This is a genomic window from Paenibacillus sp. Aloe-11, from assembly GCF_000245715.1.
GTDB classification, from domain to species: Bacteria; Bacillota; Bacilli; order Paenibacillales; family Paenibacillaceae; genus Paenibacillus; species Paenibacillus kribbensis.
Map to the genome: position 1 here is coordinate 596,809 of NZ_JH601056.1, position 24,836 is coordinate 621,644.

A 24,836-nucleotide genomic window follows, 5' to 3' on the forward strand; every position below is an offset into this window, starting at 1 on the left:
GTCAGGTGCAGGAAGCATCTATGCACCGATTCTTTCGCGGCCATGGCTGCATTATTAACGCACAGAACACAACAGACGAAGATGTGCAGAATACTTACGTATACCCGGCGGATAAGGAAAAGAAAATGCTCGATACGCTGCTATCCGGTCATACCGAGGATGCTCACAGCATGTTGAAAGATTTGCTGATGCAGATGGAGGAATATCCGTTTTCCACCGTTAAGGTAGCGATATCCCGGCTCATCATGAGTGTCAATAATGCCGTTCGGCATATGAGCGAGCGCAATGGATTTGCAGTGGAATCCAAGCCTGAATTACCATCCCCGGATCGATTAGAGACCGCAGTGGATCTTATAGAGCATTACCAACTGGTCTTTGATCATGTTCGCTCTAGTCTGGCGGATAAACGAAATACGAAGCAGGAACGACTGGTACGACAAATTAATGAGCGAATTGAGCAAGCTTATGCTGATCCCGACTTTTGTCTCAATCAGATTGCGGAAGAGCTGGATATGTCGCCGATCTATGTCAGCAGGCTATATAAGCAACAAACGATGTCCACCATCGTAGACGTCATTCATCAGCTGCGCATTCGCAAAGCCTGTGAGCTGCTGGAGCAGACCGACTGGTCGGTGGCTGACGTGGCAGAGCAAACCGGATTTGCGAGCAGCTCTTATTTTCACCGCATGTTCAAGCGCAGTTTGGGCGTAACGCCAACAGATTTCCGTCGTTCTAAAGCGAATGCACAATAAGTGGGCATAGTTAGACGCTCTATACTACCGCTCCGAGAACGGAACGTCTGATATCAAAAAAGCAAGCCTCCAACTTTCTGGAGACTTGCTTTTCTTCTTGCTATCACAACAACTTTTGAAATCTCGCTCACCTTGCCAAACTATTTAATGCCCTTCTCCTTCACGTAGGCTTCCCATTGTTTGGTATATTCCGTCTGGATTTTCTCCAGGCCAGCTTGGTTTGCCTTTTGCATGAAGGTCTGCAAACCTTGATCCACATTGTCAATCAATCCAGCTTGGAGCGGATACAGATATTGCTTCTCAACCTGCTCCAAGGCCGCTTTTTCAGCTTGATAGGTTGTATAATCCTCTGCAAAGCCAGTAAACAGATCAGGCTTCTGGATTTTATCCAGCTCGGCAAAAATCTTCTTCACACGGTCAAAGCCTGAATCAAACAGCATGTACTCCGGATTACGCCAAGCCCAGCTGTTCATGCCTTCCCGTGAAAAACCGTTCGTGCTGCCATTACCTATCAATTGATAGTAACCATCTTTGACTTCATAGTTCTTGCCTTCAATGCCGTATTGTGTGAGCAGGTTGTAGCGTTTGTCTGTCACAAGCTTTTCATAAAAGGCCAATGCGCGCGCCGGATTAGGACTGCTTTTTGGAATCGCAAAGCCGTTATGAATCGGATGTACCGGAGTTGCAAACCCCGTCGTCAGCGGGAACGGATAATATTCGAGCTTCCAGTCCGGGTGAGACGCTTTGAGCTTAATGACCATATCATTAAACCGGGTAGGATTGTCACCGAAAATACTCGCAGCTTTACCGGAAGTCACTTGATCCTGAAGCGTATCCTTTACGTTAAGTACATTCTTAGGAATGAATCCTTTTTCAGCCCAGCGTTTGTAGGTATTCAGCTCTTCTTTCTGCTCATCCGATCCCCAATACTTGTAAACCTCTGTTGGTTTTTCATACTTGATACCGATGCCATATGGCAGAGCTCCCACACTTTTGGTTACCAATTCGGAATAGCGATCATGCAGGTTCCCTTTAATATCACTGTTCAGAGAGACCGGCTTCATATTAGGCTCATGCTGGCGGATACCATCCATATAAGCCTCGTAGCTCTTGATATCCGTAGGCTTAGGCAGGTTATACTTCTCGCGTAAATCCTCACGCCATACAAATCCGTTGGTTACATACTCCTTGTATGTGCCGGGCACGGTGTAAATTTTACCTCCGATTTTAACGCCATCCCACATGTCCTGGGGCACAAATTTTTGCAGGGCAGGCGCGGCCTTCGGGAGCAAATCATCAAGCGGAAGGAACGCGCCTTTCTTAGCATAGGCCTGATACTGCGTCCAGTCTGCAGTGAAGATCAGGTCAATCGGCTGACCGGAAGACAACAGCAGCTTATACTTCTGGTCCCAGTCCGTCCACGTCGTATAGTTAAATTTGACGGTGGCATTCAGATCTTTTTCCGCCATTTTATTGATCTCAGCTTCAACGGCTGGCAGATCCTTTGGAGCATCACCCAGCATATAAAATTGCAGCTGTACTTTTTGGGATTTATCATCCTCTCCGCTTGCCTTTTGCGCGCTGTTCCCGCTACCGCCTCCGCATCCGGCCAATAGCGCCATGATGACCATTGCTGCAATCAGGATGGACATGCGTTGTTTTCTTTTCTTTGTAAATGTCATGTGAATCCTCCTTTTGAAATGGCTGTCTGTTTAAATAAAACGCTTACAAAAAGTGCTGCTTAAGATGGCACAACGTCGGCACGTCATGCCATCCCAGTCCATGAATGCCATCTTAGCCTTTTACCGCACCAATGGTCAGGCCCTTGACAAAGTAACGCTGAATGAACGGATACAGCAGTAAAATGGGCCCGGTAACCACGATAGCCATTGCCATTTTGGTCGACTCGGTCGGCATGTCGTTGGAGAGAGATACGCCGGTACCTGCCCCCATTTGGGCAATAAATTGCATGGAGTTGATTACATTATACAAATAATATTGCAATTGGTATTTATGCGGATCATTAATAAAGAGTGAAGATGAGAACCAGTCATTCCAGTAAGCCAGGGCCAAAAACAGTCCTACAGTGGCAATGCCCGGCGTAGATAAAGGCAGCACAATCCGATAGTAGATTTTAAAATCACCCGCACCGTCAATTTTAGCGGACTCGAACAGCTCTTCCGGCATGGAGGAACGAATGAAGTTCTTCATCAAAATGATCAGAAACGGAGTCATTAATCCCGGGAAAATAAGCACCGTATACGTATCTAGCAGCCCTAAATACTTCGTCAGCATAATGTACCAGGGTACTAGCCCGCCCCCGAACAGCGTCGTAAAGTAAATATAAAATGAAAATGCGTTCCGGTATTTAAAATCTTTGCGTGCCAGTACATAGCCTGCCATCGTCATCAGGAACAGGCCGAGCGTCGTGCCTACGACAGTGGTAAAAATTGTCACTCCGTATGCCCGCAGCACCTCTTCTGGAAAGGTGAACACCGTCCGGTATCCTTCCAGCGAGAATTGCTGTGGTATAAAGTGATATCCATCCCTGATAATCGACTCATTACTGGTCAGTGAGGCCGAAATAATAAGTAAAAACGGGAGCAAACAAGCAATAGAAGCAATAATGATGATCGCATAAGAGATTATTTTAAAAAGTCGAGTGTATGCATCCTCTTTGATCGCCATCCGTTTGGGTCCTCCTTTCTAGAATAAGGCGTATTCGTCGTTCAGCTTGCGGATGATATAGTTCACGGTCATGATCAGTACAAAGCCGAACAAGGACTGATACACGCCTGCGGCCGAAGCCATACCCACGTCAAAGGTTACTTTCAACGAACGGTACACATAAGTGTCCAAAATATCCGTCGTATTGTACAGCACCCCATTGTTGCCGATTAATTGATAAAAAAGATCGAATTGTCCTTTCATAATACTGCCGAGCGCAAACAGCAGCAGCACGACGAACGTCGATTTGAGCATAGGAACAGTAATGTACCAGATTCGCTGAAAAATGTTGGCACCGTCCATTTTTGCCGCCTCATAATATTCGTCACTGATCCCCGTTATCGCTGCCAGGTAGATTACCATGCTGTAACCGAGATTTTTCCACAGATAGAACAGGATAATCAGGAAAATCCACACCCACGGTTTGTTGTATACATCCACACGTTCACCGCCGAGTTGCAGCAGCAGCGTATTCAGAAAGCCATTATCATAATTAAATATGTTATACACGATAACGCTCAGAATAACGAAAGAAACAAAATAAGGCAGGAACATCACGGATTGAGCGATCTTTTTAAAGTAACGCCCCCGCAGCTCATTCAGCAAAATAGCGAGAACAATCGCTAATACGTTGCCCAATAAGATAAATGCTGCGTTGTATCCGACCGTATTCAATGTCAACTTCGTCAGCGTGCCGGATTGCCATAGAAATTGAAAATTCTGAAGTCCGACAAACTTGGCATCGAACAAGCTGGTATTGAAGTCAAACTGGGTAAATGCATAATAGATGCCCACCATTGGAATGTAAGAGTTAATGAAGAAAAACACCAAGGTCGGCAGCAGCATCAGAAATAATATCCGATTACGGATCAATTCATGGAAAAATCCTTTTTTCCTGCCGCTTGCCAGCCTCCTCTCGTCCAGATGGGAATCTGTGGCAAGCATAGCGGAACTCTTAGGTAAAGGTTGATTCAATGTGAGTCACTCCCCCTCTGTATATGTTTACCGACAGCATGGTTTGGCACCGCCGTCGTATGACCCTATTTTATGTAAGCGCATTCAAAATGGAAAGTGAATCCTTGCATGCTTCGTGAACAAAGGAGTGTCCCAAGTAGTGAACAATTCGGATATTTGTGAAGTATTGTGTAATATAGGGCGCCAGATAGGCGCCTCACTCTATTCCTTTTGTCCACCCTGAAAAGCGGTCTCGTCCTGTTTCACCCGAAATCCGGTCATCTTCGCCTGCTCCAGCAGCCCAGCGGCATTATCCTGCGGCTTATACCCGATTAGCTCTTCCAGGTATCCGATGTCATAATAATTATCCGTGTTGGCGGATGTGCCGTACAAATTAAGATAGCCCAGCTCCGAGCGGGCCTCAATACAGCAAACGGTCAGATGGAGCATATCGCGTTCGGAGATCCAAATATGCGCGGCACGCTCCGAATGAGGTCGATCATCCCCGGGGAAATTGCCAATACGAATGTTAAATGAGGATATTTTACCCTGATCAGCATACAATCGGCCCAACAGCTCAATGTAGCACTTACTCAAGCCATAAAAACTGTCCGGTCGGTAGGGGTCTTCCACATCGATGATCTCACCCACTTTATAAAATCCTGTCGCATGATTGGAGCTGGCGAAAATAATACGCTTTACCCCATTTTGTATCGCCGCTTCATACAGCTTATAGGCTCCGCTTACATTGCCAGACAGTACTTTGCCGAGGAAATCCCCTTCATCCTTGATCCATGCAAAATGCAGCACCGTATCCACCCCGCGTGTCAGCTCATCCAGCCGTGCGACATCATGTATGTCCATTTCGACAATTCCAGCCTCTTCATCCCTCTTCAAGTCAGCTGCGGTGATTTCATATTTTCCTTCACGCTTCAGCCCTTCATACAATACTTTCCCAATTGTACCCGCCGCTCCTGTAATCAACAATTTGCGTGACATGGTCTGCTGCTCCTTTCTTTGTTAGGTTGCATGCTGTCATCCATATCTTAATCTTAACCAACACCCCAGGGAGGAAACCCCTTCAACAAATTGAATGAGTTAATCAACCGGGACCATGGCTGACTTAGCTATGACTCCTGCGCGGTCTTTGAGCAGAGGAATCCATGTATTTGCCTATGTTACAATATACCAAAAAGAAAGATAGAGCTTATAAGGATAGGAGGTTGTCTGCACTTGATTTATATCATCAAATTTTTGTACAGCTTCGTGCTCCCTCCCGGTTTGTTTATTCTCATCATGGCTGGGCTTGTAGTCTGGCTGTGGCAACGTTCACGTAAACCTGCTGTCGTGCTGCTCGTGGTCACATTGCTGCTATATGCTTCCTCCACCAATTGGGTTGGAGATTTGCTAATCAGCAGTCTGGAAAAGCAGTATCCACAGCCTCGCACCGTTCAAGGGGATGTCATTGTCGTGCTGGGAGGCGGAGCCACAGAAGGAACACCGGACATCAATGGCCAAGGCAATCTGCTGGGCTCTGCGGCCAATCGGCTACTCACTGCGGCCCGGTTGCACGAAGCAACAGGCTTACCCATTCTTTTTTCCGGCGGGCAAGTGTTTGGCGACAGTGGTAATGAAGCGGATATTGCGCAAAGGCAGCTTCTCGGACTCGGTATTCCGGCCCAGGATATCCTGATCGAAAACCGTTCCTTGAACACACAGCAAAATGCCGCTTTTACAGCTCAAATTTTGAAACAGCATCAGCTCACAAAACCCATACTGGTGACCTCCGCTTTCCATATGCCACGTGCTGCACTGGAATTTCAGCGTGCAGGCATGCAGGTCACACCTTATCCGACCGATTATCTGGCGAGTGAAAATCTGTCACTGTATGCCCCCAAGCTCTCGCCGTCTGCCGGAGCCATGTCTACAACAGCAACAGCCCTTAAGGAATATCTAGGAGTTTTGGCATTAAAGCTTAAATAATGTGCTGTCCATATAGTATAGTGGCACACAGCACAAACAAGCGTCTTGCGCTCGCAGGTGTATTAGCCTGTAAGCTGTCAAGACGCTTGATTTTCCCTTACATATCCTCATGCAAAAAGATTTCCGATATTTGTTCTTCCGATATCACCTTAAAGCCTTCTTTTTTTAGCAAAGCCGAGGTTACTCCATTACCCGCTATTTTACGGTTTTCAAACGCCCCATTATAGATAGCTGCTGATCCGCAGGACGGACTGTTTTCTTTTAAAACGATTAGGGTTGCGTTAATCTCTCTAGCTATGCTTAAAGCTTCGTGTGCACCTCTAATGTACATATCACTGACATCGTTGCCCGAGAATTCGACCACCTTGGCTGTACCGTTCAGCACATCCTCTCCCGTCCCCCCAATAATTTCGGCAGGCTCTCTCGGAGTCATAAAGCCCCCCAACAGCTCAGGACAAATCGTCATAGCCTTCTTTTCCTCTACCAACTTCTGAATATGTACATCCAGGCTGTCCGTTCCGTTATACCGCACCTTCATGCCTGCCAAACACGAACTGACTAAAATCATTAGTTTCCTCCTCGAATCTATTGCGCTCTTCGCTGCTTAAGCAGTTTAAGTATAATCAAATTTTCTCATAGCGTCATTGCACAAAAATTAAACTTCAGCAATGTACTCAGATAAGAAAATCCATAAATTGTTATGCAGCAGTTTCAGGAGTACAGGCACGGATGGGCACCTGCCCACATACAATAAACAGACCGCAAGCCCGGTGAGTAACAAAGGCTGGTAAGTTCGCAACTACCTCAGGAGGTGTCATCCGTGCCCGGACTATTTAGCGCTATAGCTCTGTTCATCAAGGAATTGACGTTACTCGTCTCTTACGTGAAAAACAACGCCTTTCCGCAGCCATTAACCGAGAAAGAGGAAGCACGACACCTAAAGCTGTTCGCCGAAGGCAATGCGCATTCGCGTAACACGCTCATTGAGCACAACCTGCGGCTGGTGGCCCATATTGTGAAAAAATTTGATAATACAGGCGAAGATTTGGAGGACCTCATATCCATCGGCACCATCGGACTGATTAAGGCCATCGAAAGCTTTCAGACTGGAAAAGGCACAAAGCTGGCAACATTTGCAGCTCGCTGTATAGAAAATGAAATTCTGATGCATTTAAGATCTCTGAAAAAAACACGCAAAGACGTATCTCTCCATGATCCTATAGGGACGGACAAAGAGGGCAATGAAATTACTTTAATTGATATCCTGGGCACCGATACAGACGATATAGTAGATAAGGTACAGCTTAAAATCGAAAAGAGTAAAATCTATCGCAACCTGGATATTTTGGATGAGCGCGAAAAAGAAGTAGTGATTGGCCGATTCGGCCTTGAAGCCGGAGGAGAGGAACGGACACAGCGGGAAATTGCCCGAGAGCTCGGGATTTCGCGTTCGTATGTGTCACGGATTGAAAAGCGTGCGCTGATGAAGTTGTACCATGAATTTTACAAGCAAAAGGGATAATGGATCGAAAACAGCCTGTTTCCAGCTTTCGTATCGGAAACAGGCAATACATACGGCATCTTGTATATCTAACACGGAGAGTAGAAGTGCTCGTTCATCTTACTTCAGATATTTTTGAAATTCGGGAAAGTGTATATATTTTAGAGCGGAAGCATGATTAACTGCCCCCGTATAATCCATATTGAATCTTTTTACATCATTTCCGTCGGCATCATAGGCTTTTATAATCGGGTAGCTATATTTTGAACCTGGATCGAAGGAGGTTGCTGCTCCATTGGGAGCGGGCAATGTATAAGGCTTGTCAACCGGGGATACTTCTCCTTTATTGGTATAGGAGCCCACATCTTTTACAAAAGCTTTAGGGTCAATGGTGATCTCTGTATCCCAGTATCCGCTGGATGCTTTCTTAAAATTGTCAAAGCGATTGGAATCGGAGTAAACGTGTGCGCCCTCACCACCGATGATGGAAGCATAACCGGCATCATCTCGACTTGACAGTGTTCTTTGAATTAAATTGTTCAGTACATGCAGACGGCCATTGCCAGACTGAGGCGTTCTCCGTACACAGGAGTCAAAATAATTTAACATGACCGTGGCGTTATTTTTGATTAATGAGGACGTGGTGCCGAAGGCTACCGTCCAATAGCGGTTAGAAAATTTGTTGTATGACAGCGTAACGTAGTCGGGATCGGTATTAGTATAAGTACTGGTATTAACCCAAACAAATTTACCCACCTCATCCTTGTCGAGACCCAAACTTGATCTAAAGGTACTGTGATCAATCCAAACATTCCGTGAACCATAGATCGCAATCGCTACTACATCTCTTCGATTTTTAACCTCTACATTGATATTCTTTATAATAATATTATTGCTTACGTCTTCTTTTTTAAAATAATCATCCGTTCTCAGGCGTGGATCGGTGAGTCTGTTGGCAGCATAAGAGCCGATGATGGTTTTATTGGATGCTATTCTCAGATCGTAGGTTTCTGAATTGGCATTGTCTATATTACTGGAGATCACAATGGTAAGCGGATTTTTATCAAGCAAGGCTTCCTTGAGCTCGGCAAGTGTATTTACAAATACAGTTTTACCTAGTAGTCCCCCAATGGTTCCTGTTTTGTCTTTTCCATTCAAATCTTTAGCATGTCCGGCAAAGCCAATCAGTCCATCGGAAACCAATTTCCACTTATGTGTGGAGTTTCCTTTATAAGTCCCAAGCATGGTTTTGCCCGTGCCAAGATTAAGCATAAGCGCCATATTGCTGTTAGCCTTGTTGACAATTCGATAGGTTAGATCATCACCATTCACATCTTTGTCCACACCAATGATTCTCCATAGTTGCTCATCCCTGTTGGAATCCTGATACAGTACACATGGGTTGCCCTCAGTGACCGACCAATTTAAAGGAGAAAGCAGCAGTCCTGTTCTTTCGTTGGTCAATTTAAAATATACTCCGTCTGCCGTAGAAAATTTCCATCTTTCATTGCTTTCCCCTCTCGTCGGCCACACATTGACTTCCGAATTGTTCTGGTAACCCAATATATTAAGATTCCAGCCTTTATTGACATTTTCTATTCTCATGGCCTGGTAAGGATACGAGTCTGCTGCATTTGAAGCTTCTGTGAAAGATAAAAATGAAATCAGGTTAATGAATACAATAATAGATAACAGTAATGCTCCACGCTTAATACCCTTGCTCTTTTTCAACATATAATACGCCTCCATTCAATTTACTTTTTTTTCGGATTATCTTCATTTATCAGCCCTTAGAATCACCTCCATAAAGATAAGAACTCTGATTGCAAACCAATTACTTCTTCGGGGTGTTAGATGAAATATCGGCATATTCAAAGATTGTGATTAGATAAATTTTCCTTAATGATATTCTATTTGCAATATTGTAATTACTATTCATTTTAGAAAAACAAAAAAGCTTGTCGCACGAGGCAATTACTGTTCCATATGGATGTTAAGAATATGCCATTTTTACTTATACTGTATGTGTCGTCATGAATAGTATCCAAACAAGAATTGTGTATACACAGCTTTGTGCTCGTATGCAAGTAAAAAACAATGAGGTGCCATATCTAACCCGGGTTTAGATTCCTTTCAATTGGAGCTATGAAGACGATCATCTCCATCTGCTGCTGGCATATTACCTTGTATATTCAGGTGGTCATAATATGTATTTCATGATCAAGGAATACATTTAGAGATTCAATAAATATATAACAGCGTTCTTAACAAACTAAAGAATTTAACTAATGGAGGAAATCCAGCATGACAAAATTCAATCAAAATCCAGAAAATTACTCTTTTTTCATGAATCCTGTCGTTATTGCAGAGGAAAATGTTTCAACCAACGGAGATTCCAAAAATACCTTTCCGAAAAATGTTTTAGTCGATAATAATCTCTATTGGGAAAGCAGCTTAAGTGGCAAAGGTGGAGAAATTATCTTCAAATTAGATGAAGGCAAAACGATTAATGATATCCTTTTGGCTCAGCCAACTTTCAGAGCCTTTATTCTTTCATTCTCTTTTCATGGCTCTAACGACGGAGAAAATTGGTTTAGATTAGGCCAAGTCGAGACTTTGCCAACTACTGCAAAAACAACCTACCAATTTAGTAATGAGATTCCTTTTCAATATTATAAAATCACTGTACTTTCATCAGGGCTGAATAGTTCAACCTCATATTATGGTATACGATATATTGAGTTAAGAACCGCCCTAATCAATGGTGTTCCTGCCTACAGATCGTCCAATTTAAACCCCGCTATTGCAGAATAAGGTCAGTACACAAAAAAAAGGGGCCGGCCAACGCCGCCCCTTGATTCATTCTATTTCATTTGCAGCATATTATAAATCATTTCAGCCGCTTCCGCACGTGTGACCTCCTGTTTGGCACGGAAACTTCCATCCGGATACCCTTGTACTAAATTAATTTCAGTTAGACCAAGAACATCCTTTCTGGCCCACTCCACAATTTGAGAGGTATCTGAGTATACGCTGCTTTCATGTTGTGGTGTAGCCTTGATAACGTTATTCACCATTTTAGCCGCCTGCTCACGGTTTATGACCCGATCCGGGCCAAATTCTCTGTCGCTAAACCCGCGAGCGACCTGATCTTTAATCGCCGTTTTGAGTGAATCAACATACCACGCTGATGGATTGATATCCTCGAAGCCTAAAGTTACATCCGTTTCGAGCGGTAATTTCAATGAACGGACAAGCATCGAAGTGAACTCCATTCGTGTTACAGGTCTGTTCGGCTCAAAAAGTGTGGGGGTCATCCCCTTCACGACACCCAAATCAGCAAGTGCATTTATTTTATCTCTATTAAATACCCGATCAATGTCACTAAAATGATTGGACTTCGTTTCAACTGACGGGGATTGAATGAACTTTGTTTCTATCTGCTCCTTCACAACAGGCTGAATCGGTTTTGCACCCCCCGCACCTCCTGCTCCGCCACCTGTGTCCACAGGATTCCCCGTTGTTTTACCGTTCACCTGCTTTGCCTCTGTGTGTTTTCCTTGACTGTTTTCTGCCCAGAGTTGAACTGTATACAACTGTTTCTCTCTGAGTTGTCTCCAGATAAAGCTTCGCTCCTTACCACGGTATAGTTCTGTTCCTCCTTCACTGGTTAGCACGAAAATATCATTTTTATGCTCTGACTCCCAATGGATGATAAACTCATTATTCGTCGTTTCCGTCTTCAACAATTTGAAATCTGGAGACGGCAGCGTTTCTACTTCAGCTCCTGTCGGCTTACCTTCACCACTCGTGTTAACTGGGTTGACGGTAATAAGATACACTGTAGAACTGTCTAATCCGTCTATTTCGAACTCATGATGGTCTGTATGACCGATAAGTACCCCATTTTGGTATACATTGTAAGCGTCTGCCCCTGGAGCTTCTTTCCATGTAACAACCAGATTCGTATCTGTTATGCCTTTTATAATTAACTTATTGTCTGGTATTTCATCTGGCAACGCACGATACGTAAAGGGAGCTATGTCACCTGCACCGCTCGTATTCATTGCTTGAATGCCAAACGAGTAAATCATACCGGGTTGGATACCTGAGAGCTTAATATAGGCATCTCTGGTGTCTAAGACTTCACCGGTATCTCTGCGGATTACAGCATATTCATAAGCACTCTTAGTTTCATTCCAGCTCAGCGAAATCTGGCCATTCCCGAGTTCTGCAACTTTGACATTTTGCACCTGAGGCGGAAGTGTCAGCAACTCACCCCACGCTGGCTGACTGAAACCACTACTATTACCGCTGCTCACTTGATAATTGTAGTTTTTCCCACCTTCTAATCCAGATACAGCTACAAATGGCTCAGTGCTGTAATAATCTTGATCGTTGATCGTTACCTTATATTGAGTTGCTCCATCAACCGGGTCCCATTTCAATGTAGCCTCATGCTCCCCAACATCTACTGCTGCAAGCTGTACTGCCGAAACAGGTAGTGTCAATTCATTGATAGTCGCATCTTGACTTATACCACTCCGATTGTAGGCCCGAATTCGAATACTTGCAGACCTCCCCGCTGGCAAGCCTTCAAAAGTATAAGAATGGATACCTCGGGGAACCCGCATATTCGGTTCATCGTTCACGTTCAAAATGTAACCGTCAGCCCCCTGCACATCTTGCCACGCTACACCGACGGAATATACATCCTTCGTCACACTCGCCAGCGTAGTTACCCGAGCCGGTAATGTGATGACTCCCAGGTGAGCATAATCTCCGAATCCCGTTGTATTTTCAGCCGAAATACGATAATTATACTCTGTTCCCGCCTGAAGATCAGTATCTGTGAATTCCGTATACACATCGTTATAAACCGATACGTTGTCTCGTTCTAGGGCGTAGTATGTGGCTGTGACTACATCATTCCATTTCAATTCGACTCCATCTTCTCTTACAGTTACATTTTGGAATCCGGCTGGGCTGTCTGGCAGGCTTAAAAAAGATACATGCTTTGCCGCCCCCTCTCCAGTGTCATTCATAGCTGATACAGAAACATCATAATATTTACCAGGTTTCATTCCCGTAATTGGATTATAAACATCCTGTGTAACTGTATCTCTAAATATGACTTCTCCCGTACTTACGTCCGTTGCTATCATATTATATTTGTTAGCAGAAGCAACTGGGGTAAAATCAGCTATGATTTCTGCTGGATGATGGGAGACAGCTTTTAACCGGATATGATCGGGCGCATCAGGTAGCGTTAAAATACGGACTCGATTGGAATATGCATTGCCTCCTACATGATTACTTACACGCACTTCATATTCGTATTGTCGTCCTCCTCGTAGCCCTTTGTCGGTAAAAGAATTTGTCGGATGCGCAACCTCCCAAACCTCTTGGGTTGTTAGATTACGGATGGTATAGACGTAACCATCATTAAAGCCGGATGGAAGAGTCCATTGTAAATCGACCTCTGTGTTTCGTATGGATGTCGCTGAGAGCACAACCGGCTCGGGCTGCTTTTGAATGCGAAGTGCACCGCTGACCGTTTGAGAAACGTTACCCGCCCGGTCTTTGACCTTGGCATGAACATACCATTCACCTTCATTTAAAAGATTCAACCGGATTGCCGTATTGGCTGCTGTATCCCAATTTTCGGGTGAATCAGGACTGTTTGTGATTCTATACTGCATTGTTGCTGGTTCGATCCCCGAATGCTGGTCGGCATATCGTATCTCCACATCAATACTCGAATCCTTCCATTCACGCGAATCCGGCGTCAACTGGATCGTCGGGGGTTCCAAATCAATATAAGACGTTGCCGACACCGGATCACTTCGATTTCCAGCTGCATCTACAGCTTGAGCAGTCACTTCTACGATTCCGGAGCGATTTAATATTCCCGATGATCCAGGCACATAGCCGCCAGAACCCCATTGATATTCATAATGTACTGCAGCAATATCCGTCGCACCTGATAAAGCAAATTGCACTGGCTTGTTGGTATAGCGGGTCGGTATCGTTACCTCGGAAAATGTAATTTCTGGAGGCGTTGGCTTGGTTCGATCTATTATGACCGATTGAGTCGCGATTGGACTAGGTACGTCAAGGTTATTGATAGTCCGTGCTGACAATTCGTAATTCCCTTCAGCAGTTAATGTAAAAGCGCCAAAATATGTTTTCCACTCCCCTGCCGGACTCAGGCGATACTGTGTCATCTTAATTCCGTTTGCAGGATCACTTCCTGAATCAATGGCAATATTCACATCATGGGCCGTTGGACCTGCCTCACTAGCCCGGATGACTGGAGCAGTCGGCCCCTTTTTATCAATGATGACTTCTTTGCTTACTTCTTGGCTCATATTACCAACGCTATCTATAGACCGTGCATAAATCGTGCTTTTGCCATCTTTATTCACATGAAACACTCCAGTATAGTCTTGCCAATCCTGATTCACAACGCCCGTCATACGAAATTGAGTATGAGCCAGTCCAGAATAATCATCTGTTCCTGGCTGCAATGAAATGGCATAGTCATTACTGGTTCCCGTTGCGCTGATGATGGGCGGAGTTGGCGGCATCTTGTCTATTCGTACCTTCCCGGAGGAAAGGCCACTGTACTGGTTATTTACGTCCACTGTCCGGGCATAGATCGTATTTACGCCATGGTCATATACAGTAAAGGGTCCTGTGTATGGATGGAATGCTCCTCCATTCAGGCTATATTCATAGTATTTTAGCCCTTCAGGCGCCACGTCTCCGTTGATCCAAACAGTTATAGGTTCTTTGGTCCAGCCTGTAACCGCCTGCCCCTCTGCCCCTGCATGAATCCGGGGCGGTGTAGGCATCAGGTCCGATCTGGGAATGAGACGGATGCCAAACCTGGATATTTCATTACTTGTCTGCTGATTGTACCCCATGGCTCTAAAATACCGAATATCTCTTAATGTAATAGAGTCAGTAATCTCCACCCATTTTCCTTGATAAAAGCTATTAGCATAGAATTTCGTTACATTAGTCCATGTATATAAATTCGTCCCGTCAGGTCTCCAGCTGCTCCCCCCTGCAGTATTAGATGCATATATTTCTGTATGATAAGACCCTTCAATGTAAACAAAAATCCTGTAATCAACAGTCTTAATAGACCTTCCAATATCAACAAAACGATTGGTTGGCTGCACACTGCCATCACATTTGTATCTTGCCGAACCCATGCCGCTGTAAACTTCCGTTGCTCCTCCCCCGCTTCCTGACGGAGTGCCCCAACTGTCGCCCCCACCCGGCAAATTGTTTTGGCAAAAAGGACCGCCGATGATCTCTTGGGTAGCGGCTGATACCCTTTCCGGAAATGTAGGAATCATCGTTAACAGGAGTAGTACAGCCAAAAATCCATACACCCACTTGCTATACTTCCTTACCTTTCGCTTATTTTTTCGATGCATACACTTCTCCTTACTTTATTTTATTTTCAAAGAGCTTTACAGACTCGCTTCGGCTAAAATAGAAAAAGCACCTCAAACGAAGGCGTTAATGCCTAAGTTTGAGGTGCTTCCTCAATATCACGAGTATGTTTTGAAGCTATTATACTTTGTTCCTAGCAGGATGTAAACAGAACTGTAAAATTATTTGAAGGTTTTAATCTACCTTAACACCCAAGTTCCGAAAAAATCCCCGCATATTCTGCATATAAGAGTCCTGAGTAGCGGAAGCTTCCTTCAGTAGAGTTTGCATGCTGTTCATAAATGCAGAAGCCGAAGTTGTATCAGCTTTGTCAAACCGATTTTTTAACTGTGTGTTATTTAACAGTTCTTCAGTCTGTCCCGTACGTTCCTTGTATTTGTTAATCCACTCGGGGTTTTGAGGGACCTTTTGCGCAAAGCTTAACAGTTGGCTCAGTCCGTTGCCTCCACCTTTAATGTCATTCATGAATGCCGCATATTGTTGAGGGTCCGCCTGCTTCATTACTTCCGACAGCTTGACATAATCCTCAGGAGCACCTAACGGGCGATCTGCTGGAGTCGTGTAGCTAATATCTCCGGTCTCTGAATCAATGGATCGTGTCAAAGCAATTCCAGCTATCTGGTTCATGGTTTCCAAAAATTCTTTGGCCTTATCGCCTTCCATGTAATGATCTGCAATATACTTGGATTGGGAAACTCCCATCTCCAGCAACACCGCTCGCTGATTCTCATCCGTTACCGTCCCGTCGACGATAAAATTGGATTGAATCATATTGTACACTGCATTGGACACTTCTTCTGGTTGACCTTCCAAAACCCGGTTTAATGAATCATTGATCTGTGTTGTACCAAAATACTTGGCAGCATGTGACACAATAGCTCCTTCGGCCAGTTGTCTGCCGGCTTCACTAATCTCCACAGTGTCTTGAACAACCACTCCAGAGAGTTTTTCTTCATGCAACTGGGGGGATGAGGCTTGCTTGCTTGCCGGATTTATCCGTAAGCTACTAGAGTTAAGAACTGCTTGTTGTGCTCTAAGAGGCCCAAAATTCATCCTATTTCCTCCTGTCATGTTTGTAACAGGCAATCTAAGGCGTATGTATAATGTAATGTAACCCTGTTTGTATATATATCGGACAAAGCATATATGGAATGAATATATGCTTTGTCCTAAAATGAACAAATATTGAAAAAAGCTACCTTGGATTTAAATATAAAATATTCAACTAACAAGTTATTGTGGTGATTTCTTTATGAACCCATCCATCACCCGCCATAAACACTATAGGCAAAGTGATATACAATATCTGTGTCTATAATCGAAGTACCTGACACTTGAGCAGCTACCCCTGAAAGATCATAGTAATGTGTAAAACTGATTGGTCCAGGCAGGTATTCCGCAATACTTCCAGTTGAAGATGGCAGGGAAAGGGTCACACTAAAAGCTCCATTTTGATCCGTATAACCAGTACCTGTACGAGTGCGATTTCCGCTGCCTTCAGTCCAATTCTGGTTCAACCAGGTTACATCCACTGGCGCATTTGCCACTGCATAACCGTCAGTTGTCTTAACGACACCCTTCACGGTAAGGTTAGTGCGTTGATCAACCCGATAATGACGACCATATGAGTAGCTCGGATAATCATTAGGACCATTGCTGGAATCATAGCCAGTAATTTCAATTTTTCCAGCCCGAAGCACCGGTTTGAGTGTAAGTGTATATAAATGGTCGGGTGAATACTGTTTGGTTGTATATACTCGTACATAGTAGGTTCCTGTATTCAAAGACACATTGTGATTCGTTTGCGAAAGAAGCACCATTTGGTTGCCAGTAAGGGCTCCGTAAACTTCTGCTTTGTATCCATAGCTTTCTGAAGTGTTATCCAGCTTTACATTCAAAGCATCATAATTGCGGTTGGCAGGGATTGTGATTTGATACCAATCGTTATCAATGCCTGAATGAATGGAACGAGAATTAAGCGATGATCCCCCCGTACTAAAAGTAAAGTTATAGGCATGAAAAGCACTCTCATCCGGCTCATAGACATCATAACTAGAACTTGTTTCGACAGTTAGATAGAAAGGATCATTGATGCTGGATCCCTTTTTGGCATGGACAGCAATCGCGTATGCCTTTTCATAACCGGCAGCGTTGCGGGTTCCTACGTTCTCAGGAAGTGATGCAGCCCCCTGGTCATAATTGTTAAAATAAGTACCATAGGTGGAAGCGTCAATGGCATTAGGATTAATATCACCTGTGGTCATATCAAATTCATATAAGTATAAGTCATAATCAAGCTGTGCTGAAAATGGACCATCCAACTGAGCTTGCAACATTTCACCTGGTTGTAAATAGATTGGATATAAAAACTGTAAGCCTCCCTCTTGCGTAATTGTACCGGAATACGTAGCAGAGGAAGCTGTGGCTAATGCAGCCATTGGGCTTGCTTTCAGCGAAGAAACGGTCTCCTTTTTCAATGAGGTTGTCTCTGGTGTCTTAAAGTTGAGATTTTCCTGCAATACATAAACCGAAGACGTAACACTGTCTGGCTTGTCTACCCGCGTTAAATGTTTAATTACGTCTTCATTTGCAGTTGTTAGATGAACCTCGGACTTCGCTCTAATCGCTTGATCCGATGCAGCCTCTGTGCCTTGACTCGCATTCGCAGTCATCCCGAAAGCAAACAAAAGCATCGTACTTAACATAACTGCAATAGCCTTTTTGAACCTCTTCATACTGAAATCCCCTCTCAAATGGTTTAGGAATTCCTGCTTTTCCCCGGATATACCAGGGCGATTTCTAGGCTGTATGGCTCTATCATAAAACATCATTGGTTCTATTGGAATATATTATGCAAAACATTATTTGTTTATAATCTATGAAAACAAGACTATTAGAGGGCGGCATATCGACTATTAAATCGTATGTTGTTTTCTCAACTAACTGGCAGGGAGAAGGAAAAATATAGCTATTAAAGTTTTGTAATTTTCAAGAATTGTACTATGATAAACTGGATTCCATTAATTGATTCGAGCAAACGTAGGGGACAGTGCCCCTTACTCTTACACAATTTAGAGAACAGTATACCTAAGGAGTGGTGGAAATGGCGCGTGCTTTATTTATTAATGGTGGATCAGAGGGACATATCAATCCAACGATTGGAGTTGTGCAAGAGCTTATTTCGCGTGGAGAAGAGGTGGTGTACTTTTCTATAGAAGCTTTTCGGGAGCGTATTGAGAAGACGGGAGCTTCAGTACGAACATTTGACGATCAAAAATTTATAAAAGCCTTTATCTCCGGTGGAAGAGATTATTTACTCGAAAGAATCAACGGTCTTTTACTTACGGCAGATATAGTGATACCAAGTGTTCTTGAACAGATCAAAGGAGAACATTTTGATTACATCATTCATGATTCCATGTTTGGTTGTGGACGTTTACTTGCTCAGATTCTTAAGCTTCCTGCAATCAACTCCTGTACTTCTTTTGCGCAGACAAAAGTATCATTCGATAAAATGTTGCAACAATTTTCTATACAAGTCCCTACAGAAATAGTTAAACCTATAAACGATAAATTTCAAAGCCTGACGGTTATGGCAAAGGAAAAATATGATGTGGAGATCCATTCTCCTTACGAAGTGTTTTGTAATCCTGCACCACTTACAATCGTTTATACAACCAGGGAGTTTCAACCTTATGGAGAAGCATTCGACCAAACTTATAAATTTGTAGGTCCATCCATCTCTTCACGATTAATTCAAGAAAACTTCGACTTAACTGCAATCAAGGGGAAAAACCCCATTTACATTTCACTGGGTACAGTCTTTAACCAAGCAATTGATTTCTATAAGCTTTGTTTTGATGCATTGGGAAACACGGATCATACTATTGTCATGTCTATTGGGAATAAAACCCAAATTACTGATTTAGGGGAAATCCCCAAAAACTTCATCGTAAAAAATTATGTTCCACAAACTGATGTACTGCAATACACTAAATTATTTATTACACATGGTGGAATGAACAGTACCCATGAAGGTCTCTATTACGGGGTTCCGCTAATTGTAATCCCACAAAGCGCGGATCAGCCGATCATTGCGGGACAAGTCGCCAATATCGGAGCAGGCATTAACTTACAAATGCAAAGCTTGACTGCAAATCAACTACGTGAAGCCGTAGATCATGTGTTAAGCCTCTCATCTTTCAGGAACTCTGTCGCAAATATTAGGGAATCCTTTCAAAAATCAGGTGGATATCATCAAGCTGTTGATGAGATTTTCGAATTTAAAAGCCAATATCATATCTAAAATATAAATTTTTTAATAAAAAATGATCCTGATATGCATCACTCATCAAATCAATTTCCGACTCTTCATCCTGTGATATAATTTTCTCAATATCATGGTTTGGAAGGATGGTGCAGATGTCGGAGCAGCAAGTATACGTCCGATTCTCCGAAGAGGCAGACGCCGCAGAATTGACAGCAATGTACAAGCGCAATCGGGAGTTCTTTGATAAGTTTTCACCAAGCAGCCTAGAGAAGCACTATACGGAGGAGCACCAGCTCCAGAAGATTATTAAGAGCAAGGCCGATAGGATAGAGGACCGGAAATATTCCTTCGTGGTATGCCACAAGGAGGACGGTCGAATTATAGGCAGCATAGATCTATCTTTTGTGGTCAGGGGACCGCTTCAGAACTGTATGATCGGATACAGCCTGGACCAAGCTTATAACGGCAAGGGCTATACCACGGAGGCGGTGAAGCAGGTGGTTCGCTACGCTTTCGATGAGCTAAAGTTTCATCGGATCGTCGGGGAAGCCTCTCCTCGGAATCCAGGATCAATCCGTGTGCTTGAAAAGGCTGGCTTTCACAAAGAAGGCATCTCTCGAAGCAACGTAAAAATCAACGGAAAGTGGGAAGATCATCAGGTTCTGGCGATTATCAATCCGTCAGAGGATATCTAGTTTCCCAAAGTGATAATAATCGATGATTGATGGCTCAGTTAACGGGATACGTCAGTTGATTGTTTAAAACCTCTCATTAGGAGCAGTATTGATTAAATGCTCATATTGGGAGGTTTTATTTTATTTGGGGATTATTTTGTCTCGATAAACTCTTCTTTAATGGTCCCTGCTATTCAATTTTGTTAATATATCTAACTTTTTATATATGTCTTCTTTATCAATAGGCATATTATTCTCAATCCACCAATTCAACACTCCGAGAACTGCTCCAATATGGGCCTCTATAGCAATTTGTATATCAATGGAGTTTCCTTCCAATGAAGTATTTTCAACCAAATACTTATGTATGCCTACTCCCATTTCTCTTCGCAACAGATTTCTCAGAGAATCCCTTTCTTCCGATAGAAGCTGTGAAAACAGCTTTTTATGTTTAATTGCTACAGAAAATACTTCCTTAATAGCTTCAGATGGAGAAATGAAAGTATCAACGAAGTTTAATTCATCGTCGGCAATTTGTCTTAAAGCACGTGAAAGTAAATCAAACTTGTCATTAAAATGAGTATAGAACGTGGTTCGATGCACCATGGCTAAATCACATATCTGCTTCACCGTAATATTTTCAAAGGGCTGTTTTTCCATTAAATCTAATAAAGCACTGTAAAGAAGTTTATGTGTTCTTCTAACCCGGAGGTCATCGTTTGTTTTATTATCCATACAAATTCCTCTTTCTGTATCGTTTTTCGACACATCCATGATTTTATCGTTTGATGCAGGTTATTATACATTATATTATATATTTTACAAAAACATATTAAATATACATTTGTAGAATTAAGGAGAGATACCAATGACCAGTTTAAGTACAGAAAATCAACTCACTGCGAGTGAACTACAATTACTCAAGAATGCTACAGAGTTAGTTCCTTTTCTTCAAAAGTTTGCAAACAGAATTGATGAAGAAAGACATATTCCTGATGAGGTTATTCAAAAAGTCTCGGATGCTGGCTTATTTAAGCTTGGTACACCGAAAAAATATGGAGGTCATGAAGTCAGTATCCGTGCAATGGTCGAAATTATTTCGGAAGTGGCAAAGGGGAATGGTTCTGTTGGTTGGGCCGTTCAAATCATAAACGGAAATAACTATAATGTATCATTTGCTTTACCTTCCGAAGTATTAAATTCAATCTTTGACCAGAAAGAGGAAGTACGTTTTTGTTCTGTTTTACAGGCACGTAAAGCGGTCGTAAAAAAAGTGGACGGAGGTTATTTGGTAGAGGATGGATTTTGGGGGTTCGGTTCGGGTTCTAAACATGCGACTCATGCATTGTTAAATTTGAAGGACGTAAAGTCCATGCAAGAAACTCCTGAGATGCTGTTAGCAGTTGTTCCGATGAGTGAAATAACAATTGTAGATGATTGGTATACAATGAGTTTAAAAGGCTCCGCAAGTAATAGTTTAGAGATAAAAAATGTGTTTATTACAGAAAAATATGTAACAACCCAAGGCCTGAGTCAGGTGAATTCTTTGCCCGTAGAATTAACAGGACGTGACAGATATAAACCTTATGTACAGGTTATTACTAGCATAACAACTGGAATAAGCGCTATTCTCGGACTTGCCAGAGGGGCAGTGGAGTATTTTGTTGAAAAAGCACCTAGTAAGGGGATTACGATGACAACCCATACTTCTCAAGCAGAAGTTGGACATATTCAGTATAAAGTAGGACTTGCGGCTATGAAGGTCGAATCAGCTCATCTTCATATCAGTCGCACGATTGATAATTTAGAGCATCATGTACAAAGTGGAGAAAAATTCAGTTTAAAGGAATTTGCACAAATCCAGACGGATATAACGTATGCAGCCATGTTGTGCTGGGAGGCAGTAGATATGCTAATGGCAGAAAGCGGAGGAAGTGTCATTGCCGATTCTAATCGATTGTCTCAAATATTCCGGGACATTAGAGGCGGGTCCAATCATGCGCTGACTACGGCATCCACTGGACTGGAGTTATACGGAAGAATACTAATGGGTTTACCCCCACAAAATGTAATGACAATAAGTGCAGCGCCGTTTTTAAAAAATAACGAGTGACTGTCAGTGATCAGCACCAAGCGCCCATTCAGCTAACGAGGAACATTAGTACAAATATAAACAGCGGTCGTCTAAGTCTGAACTGAACCCGTCAAGTAGACAATACAAATAATAAAATGAATTAGGCGGTCTTGGTCCTGTATTCCATCGGACTGAGGCCGTTTAGTTTTGCTTGTAACCGTTCGTTGCTGTAAAAATGGATGTAGGCCTCGATGTTTATCGTTTTTCTCGTTTGGCTTCGCAAATGTAGCGTTAATTGACGATATCCAAAGATACGCTCAACTTTCTCGTAAATGGACATCATGACATGTCTCATATTTTCCTCTAGTCATAAAAAAGCTCCCCTCACAGTAGCAGGTTTTATTATTTCACCTGTCTACCGCAAAGGGAGCATATCACATTAAAATAGGTGTTAATTTCGCAAGCTGTAAGCAAAAAGATAAACAATATCCGTTGTACTAATCGAAGTTCCATCGACCTGAGCCGCTACTCCTGTAAGATCATAGTAGTGCGTGGAGCCAATTTCACTTATATATTCCACATTTTTTCCTGTCGATTGCGGGAGGGCAAGAGTCACACTGAATGTCCCGTTATTATTCGTATACGTAGAAGCCGTTCTGGTACGGTTACCACTACCCTCGCTCCAGTTCTTATCCAGCCACACGACCGTGACAGGAGCATTGGGAACCAGTTGACCATCCGTAGTTTTAACGACACCATTCACAATCAGGTTACTACCTCCATTAATGCGATAATGACGACCATAAGAATACGTTGGATAATCATAATAACCATTGGAGTTATAGCCGGTAATTTCGATTTTGCCAGCCCGAAGCACCGGATTGATCGCTAATGTATACAAATGATCGGCTGAATACTGACTTGTGCTGTACACTCGTACGTAGTATGTTCCTGTATTTAGAGTAACATTATGATTGGTTTGCGGTAGAAGCACCATTTGGTTGCCAGTGAGGGCTGCATATACTTCCGCTTTGTACCCATAGCTTTCCGAGGTGTTATCCAGCTTTACATTTAATGCATCATAATTACGGCTTGCCGGTACTGTAACCTGATACCAATCGTTATCTATACCGGAATGGATGGTACGAAAGTTAATCGAGGAGCCTTTGTCGTTAACGGTAAAATTATATGCATGAAAGGCACTGTCATCCGGCTCATAGGCATCGTAGTTGGAGCTTACGGCTACAGTTAAATAGAAAGGGTCATTAATGCTAGATCCCTTCTTGGCATGGACTGCAATCGCATAAGCCTTATTGGCCCCGGTTGTATTGCGAGCTCCTACGTTTTCGGGAAGGGATGCAGCTCCTTGTTCATAATTGTTAACATAAGTCCCGTAGTTGGAGACGTCTATTGGATTTGAATTAATATCACCTGTCGTCATATCAAACTCATATAAGTATAAGTCATAATCAAGCTGTGCTGAAAACGGACCATCCAACTGAACCTGCAACAATTCACCCGGCTGCAAATAGATCGGATATAAAAACTGTGTGCCTCCCTCTTCCGTAATCGTGCCGGAATATGTAGCGGTGGACGCAGTCGCTACGGTCGCTGCGGCTTTAGCTGATACAGCAGATTTTGAACTAGCTTTGAGCGAAGGGGTAACTCTCTTTTTCAACTCAGATTTCTGCGGTGTCGCCAAGTTGATATTTTCTGTAAGAGTATACACCGAATCTGTGATACTTTCAGGCTTGTCCGCACGCGTTAATTGTTTTATAACACTTTCTTTATCCGTTGTTAGCTGTACATTGGAAGCCGCTTGAATCGCTTGATCCGTCTTCTCCTCTGTGCCCGCACTCGCGTTTGCAGTCATTCCAAAAGAAAGCAGGAGCATTGAACTTAATGTAACTGAAATCACTTTTCTGAATCTTTTCATTCTGAAATCTCCTCTCAAATGTGTTAAAAAATTCAGCTATTAAATAAACGCAGGAAAATTCTAGGATGTCTATCCTTATCATAAATTAATTCTGGTTCTAATGGAAGATACTTCTTCAATTTTTTTTATTACTAGAGTTATCACTACGGATAAGTCTCTCTTTTTCTGTCTATAAAAACACGACGAAAGAGGCTCTCCTGATTTCATAGAGAGCCAGCTTAAATAGATTTGTATCTATACTTGGCGAAAATGCGTCGGACTCCCTTAATTGGAGTAACAACGTTAAGCAGTCGTAAAATCTTCAATTGCTCGCGATTTTAATGCGTCGCACCCATGTAGAATGCGACGCAAGAAAGAAAAGAAGGCAATGCGTAGCGTGAAATTTCAATCCACGCACTCATATAGAGTGCGACCAAAAAACGTTTGGTCTTCTTCGTCCCCGAAAAGATTTCAATCCACGCACTCATATAGAGTGCGACCACAGAGGTGATCATC

General features: G+C 43.1%; 19 protein-coding genes. 7 read left to right on the plus strand and 12 right to left on the minus strand.

What is annotated here, in order from left to right; genetic code table 11:
* Nucleotides 1-752, plus strand: a 752-nt coding sequence (locus WG8_RS28595; RefSeq protein WP_007431318.1) for a helix-turn-helix transcriptional regulator, incomplete at its 5' end; no start/stop codon positions are given.
* Nucleotides 753-892: 140 nt separating this feature from the next.
* Here WG8_RS28595 and WG8_RS16245 read toward each other — a convergent pair.
* The 4 genes from WG8_RS16245 to WG8_RS16260 form a co-directional block, all read right to left on the minus strand.
* Nucleotides 893-2,434, minus strand: a complete 1,542-nt coding sequence (locus tag WG8_RS16245; protein WP_007431319.1) for an extracellular solute-binding protein — start codon at nt 2,432-2,434, stop codon at nt 893-895.
* Between the two features lie 112 nt (nt 2,435-2,546).
* On the minus strand, nt 2,547-3,440 hold the full coding sequence (locus WG8_RS16250) for a carbohydrate ABC transporter permease (RefSeq protein WP_007431320.1): 894 nt from the start codon (nt 3,438-3,440) through the stop codon (nt 2,547-2,549).
* An 18-nt stretch (nt 3,441-3,458) separates the two neighbouring features.
* Entirely contained in the window at nt 3,459-4,454 is a 996-nt protein-coding gene (locus tag WG8_RS16255; RefSeq protein ID WP_007431321.1) for an ABC transporter permease, read from the minus strand.
* A gap of 201 nt (nt 4,455-4,655) precedes the next feature.
* A complete protein-coding gene (locus WG8_RS16260; RefSeq protein ID WP_007431322.1) occupies nt 4,656-5,432 on the minus strand; it encodes an NAD-dependent epimerase/dehydratase family protein in 777 nt (258 codons plus the stop codon).
* Between the two features lie 234 nt (nt 5,433-5,666).
* On the opposite strand from WG8_RS16260, the gene WG8_RS16265 reads away from it, so the two are divergent.
* On the plus strand, nt 5,667-6,416 hold the full coding sequence (locus WG8_RS16265) for a YdcF family protein (protein ID WP_007431323.1): 750 nt from the start codon (nt 5,667-5,669) through the stop codon (nt 6,414-6,416).
* Between the two features lie 97 nt (nt 6,417-6,513).
* Here WG8_RS16265 and WG8_RS16270 read toward each other — a convergent pair whose 3' ends face one another.
* Entirely contained in the window at nt 6,514-6,984 is a 471-nt protein-coding gene (locus tag WG8_RS16270) for a DUF523 domain-containing protein (protein WP_007431324.1), read from the minus strand.
* A 252-nt stretch (nt 6,985-7,236) separates the two neighbouring features.
* Here WG8_RS16270 and sigK point away from each other — a divergent pair, with 252 nt between their 5' ends.
* Entirely contained in the window at nt 7,237-7,938 is a 702-nt protein-coding gene (gene sigK, locus WG8_RS16275; protein ID WP_007431325.1) for an RNA polymerase sporulation sigma factor SigK, read from the plus strand.
* Nucleotides 7,939-8,037: 99 nt separating this feature from the next.
* Here sigK and WG8_RS16280 read toward each other — a convergent pair whose 3' ends face one another.
* Nucleotides 8,038-9,651 (minus strand): pectate lyase family protein, encoded by a 1,614-nt coding sequence (locus WG8_RS16280; RefSeq protein ID WP_007431326.1) that lies wholly within the window; start codon nt 9,649-9,651, stop codon nt 8,038-8,040.
* A gap of 570 nt (nt 9,652-10,221) precedes the next feature.
* Here WG8_RS16280 and WG8_RS16285 point away from each other — a divergent pair.
* Nucleotides 10,222-10,731: a discoidin domain-containing protein gene (locus tag WG8_RS16285; RefSeq protein WP_043891112.1), complete on the plus strand. Its 510-nt coding sequence runs from the start codon at nt 10,222-10,224 to the stop codon at nt 10,729-10,731.
* A gap of 50 nt (nt 10,732-10,781) precedes the next feature.
* Here the strand turns inward: WG8_RS16285 and WG8_RS16290 are convergent, their stop codons facing one another.
* The 3 genes from WG8_RS16290 to WG8_RS16300 all read right to left on the minus strand — a co-directional run bounded on the left by WG8_RS16290 (nt 10,782) and on the right by WG8_RS16300 (nt 18,122).
* Nucleotides 10,782-15,368: a fibronectin type III domain-containing protein gene (locus WG8_RS16290; protein WP_043891113.1), complete on the minus strand. Its 4,587-nt coding sequence runs from the start codon at nt 15,366-15,368 to the stop codon at nt 10,782-10,784.
* Nucleotides 15,369-15,561: 193 nt separating this feature from the next.
* Nucleotides 15,562-16,440 (minus strand): hypothetical protein, encoded by an 879-nt coding sequence (locus WG8_RS16295; RefSeq protein WP_007431328.1) that lies wholly within the window; start codon nt 16,438-16,440, stop codon nt 15,562-15,564.
* 212 nt (nt 16,441-16,652) lie between these two features.
* The gene (locus tag WG8_RS16300; protein ID WP_007431329.1) at nt 16,653-18,122 is read right to left on the minus strand and encodes a hypothetical protein; all 1,470 of its coding nucleotides are present in this window, start codon (nt 18,120-18,122) and stop codon (nt 16,653-16,655) included.
* A gap of 368 nt (nt 18,123-18,490) precedes the next feature.
* Here WG8_RS16300 and WG8_RS16305 point away from each other — a divergent pair, with 368 nt between their 5' ends.
* Together WG8_RS16305 and WG8_RS16310 are read left to right on the plus strand one after the other, a co-directional pair.
* A complete protein-coding gene (locus WG8_RS16305; RefSeq protein ID WP_007431330.1) occupies nt 18,491-19,693 on the plus strand; it encodes a macrolide family glycosyltransferase in 1,203 nt (400 codons plus the stop codon).
* 116 nt (nt 19,694-19,809) lie between these two features.
* Nucleotides 19,810-20,352: a GNAT family N-acetyltransferase gene (locus WG8_RS16310; protein WP_007431331.1), complete on the plus strand. Its 543-nt coding sequence runs from the start codon at nt 19,810-19,812 to the stop codon at nt 20,350-20,352.
* Between the two features lie 156 nt (nt 20,353-20,508).
* On the opposite strand, the gene WG8_RS29340 is transcribed toward WG8_RS16310, so the two are convergent.
* Nucleotides 20,509-21,066: a TetR/AcrR family transcriptional regulator gene (locus WG8_RS29340; protein ID WP_043891114.1), complete on the minus strand. Its 558-nt coding sequence runs from the start codon at nt 21,064-21,066 to the stop codon at nt 20,509-20,511.
* A 133-nt stretch (nt 21,067-21,199) separates the two neighbouring features.
* Here WG8_RS29340 and WG8_RS16320 point away from each other — a divergent pair, with 133 nt between their 5' ends.
* Entirely contained in the window at nt 21,200-22,444 is a 1,245-nt protein-coding gene (locus WG8_RS16320; protein ID WP_007431332.1) for an acyl-CoA dehydrogenase family protein, read from the plus strand.
* A gap of 121 nt (nt 22,445-22,565) precedes the next feature.
* Here the strand turns inward: WG8_RS16320 and WG8_RS29550 are convergent, their stop codons facing one another.
* Together WG8_RS29550 and WG8_RS16325 are read right to left on the minus strand one after the other, a co-directional pair.
* Complete coding sequence (locus WG8_RS29550) at nt 22,566-22,760, minus strand: IS3 family transposase (RefSeq protein WP_083837587.1); 195 nt, start codon at nt 22,758-22,760, stop codon at nt 22,566-22,568.
* A 96-nt stretch (nt 22,761-22,856) separates the two neighbouring features.
* Nucleotides 22,857-24,341, minus strand: a complete 1,485-nt coding sequence (locus WG8_RS16325; RefSeq protein WP_007431333.1) for a hypothetical protein — start codon at nt 24,339-24,341, stop codon at nt 22,857-22,859.
* Nucleotides 24,342-24,836 lie beyond the last annotated feature (495 nt).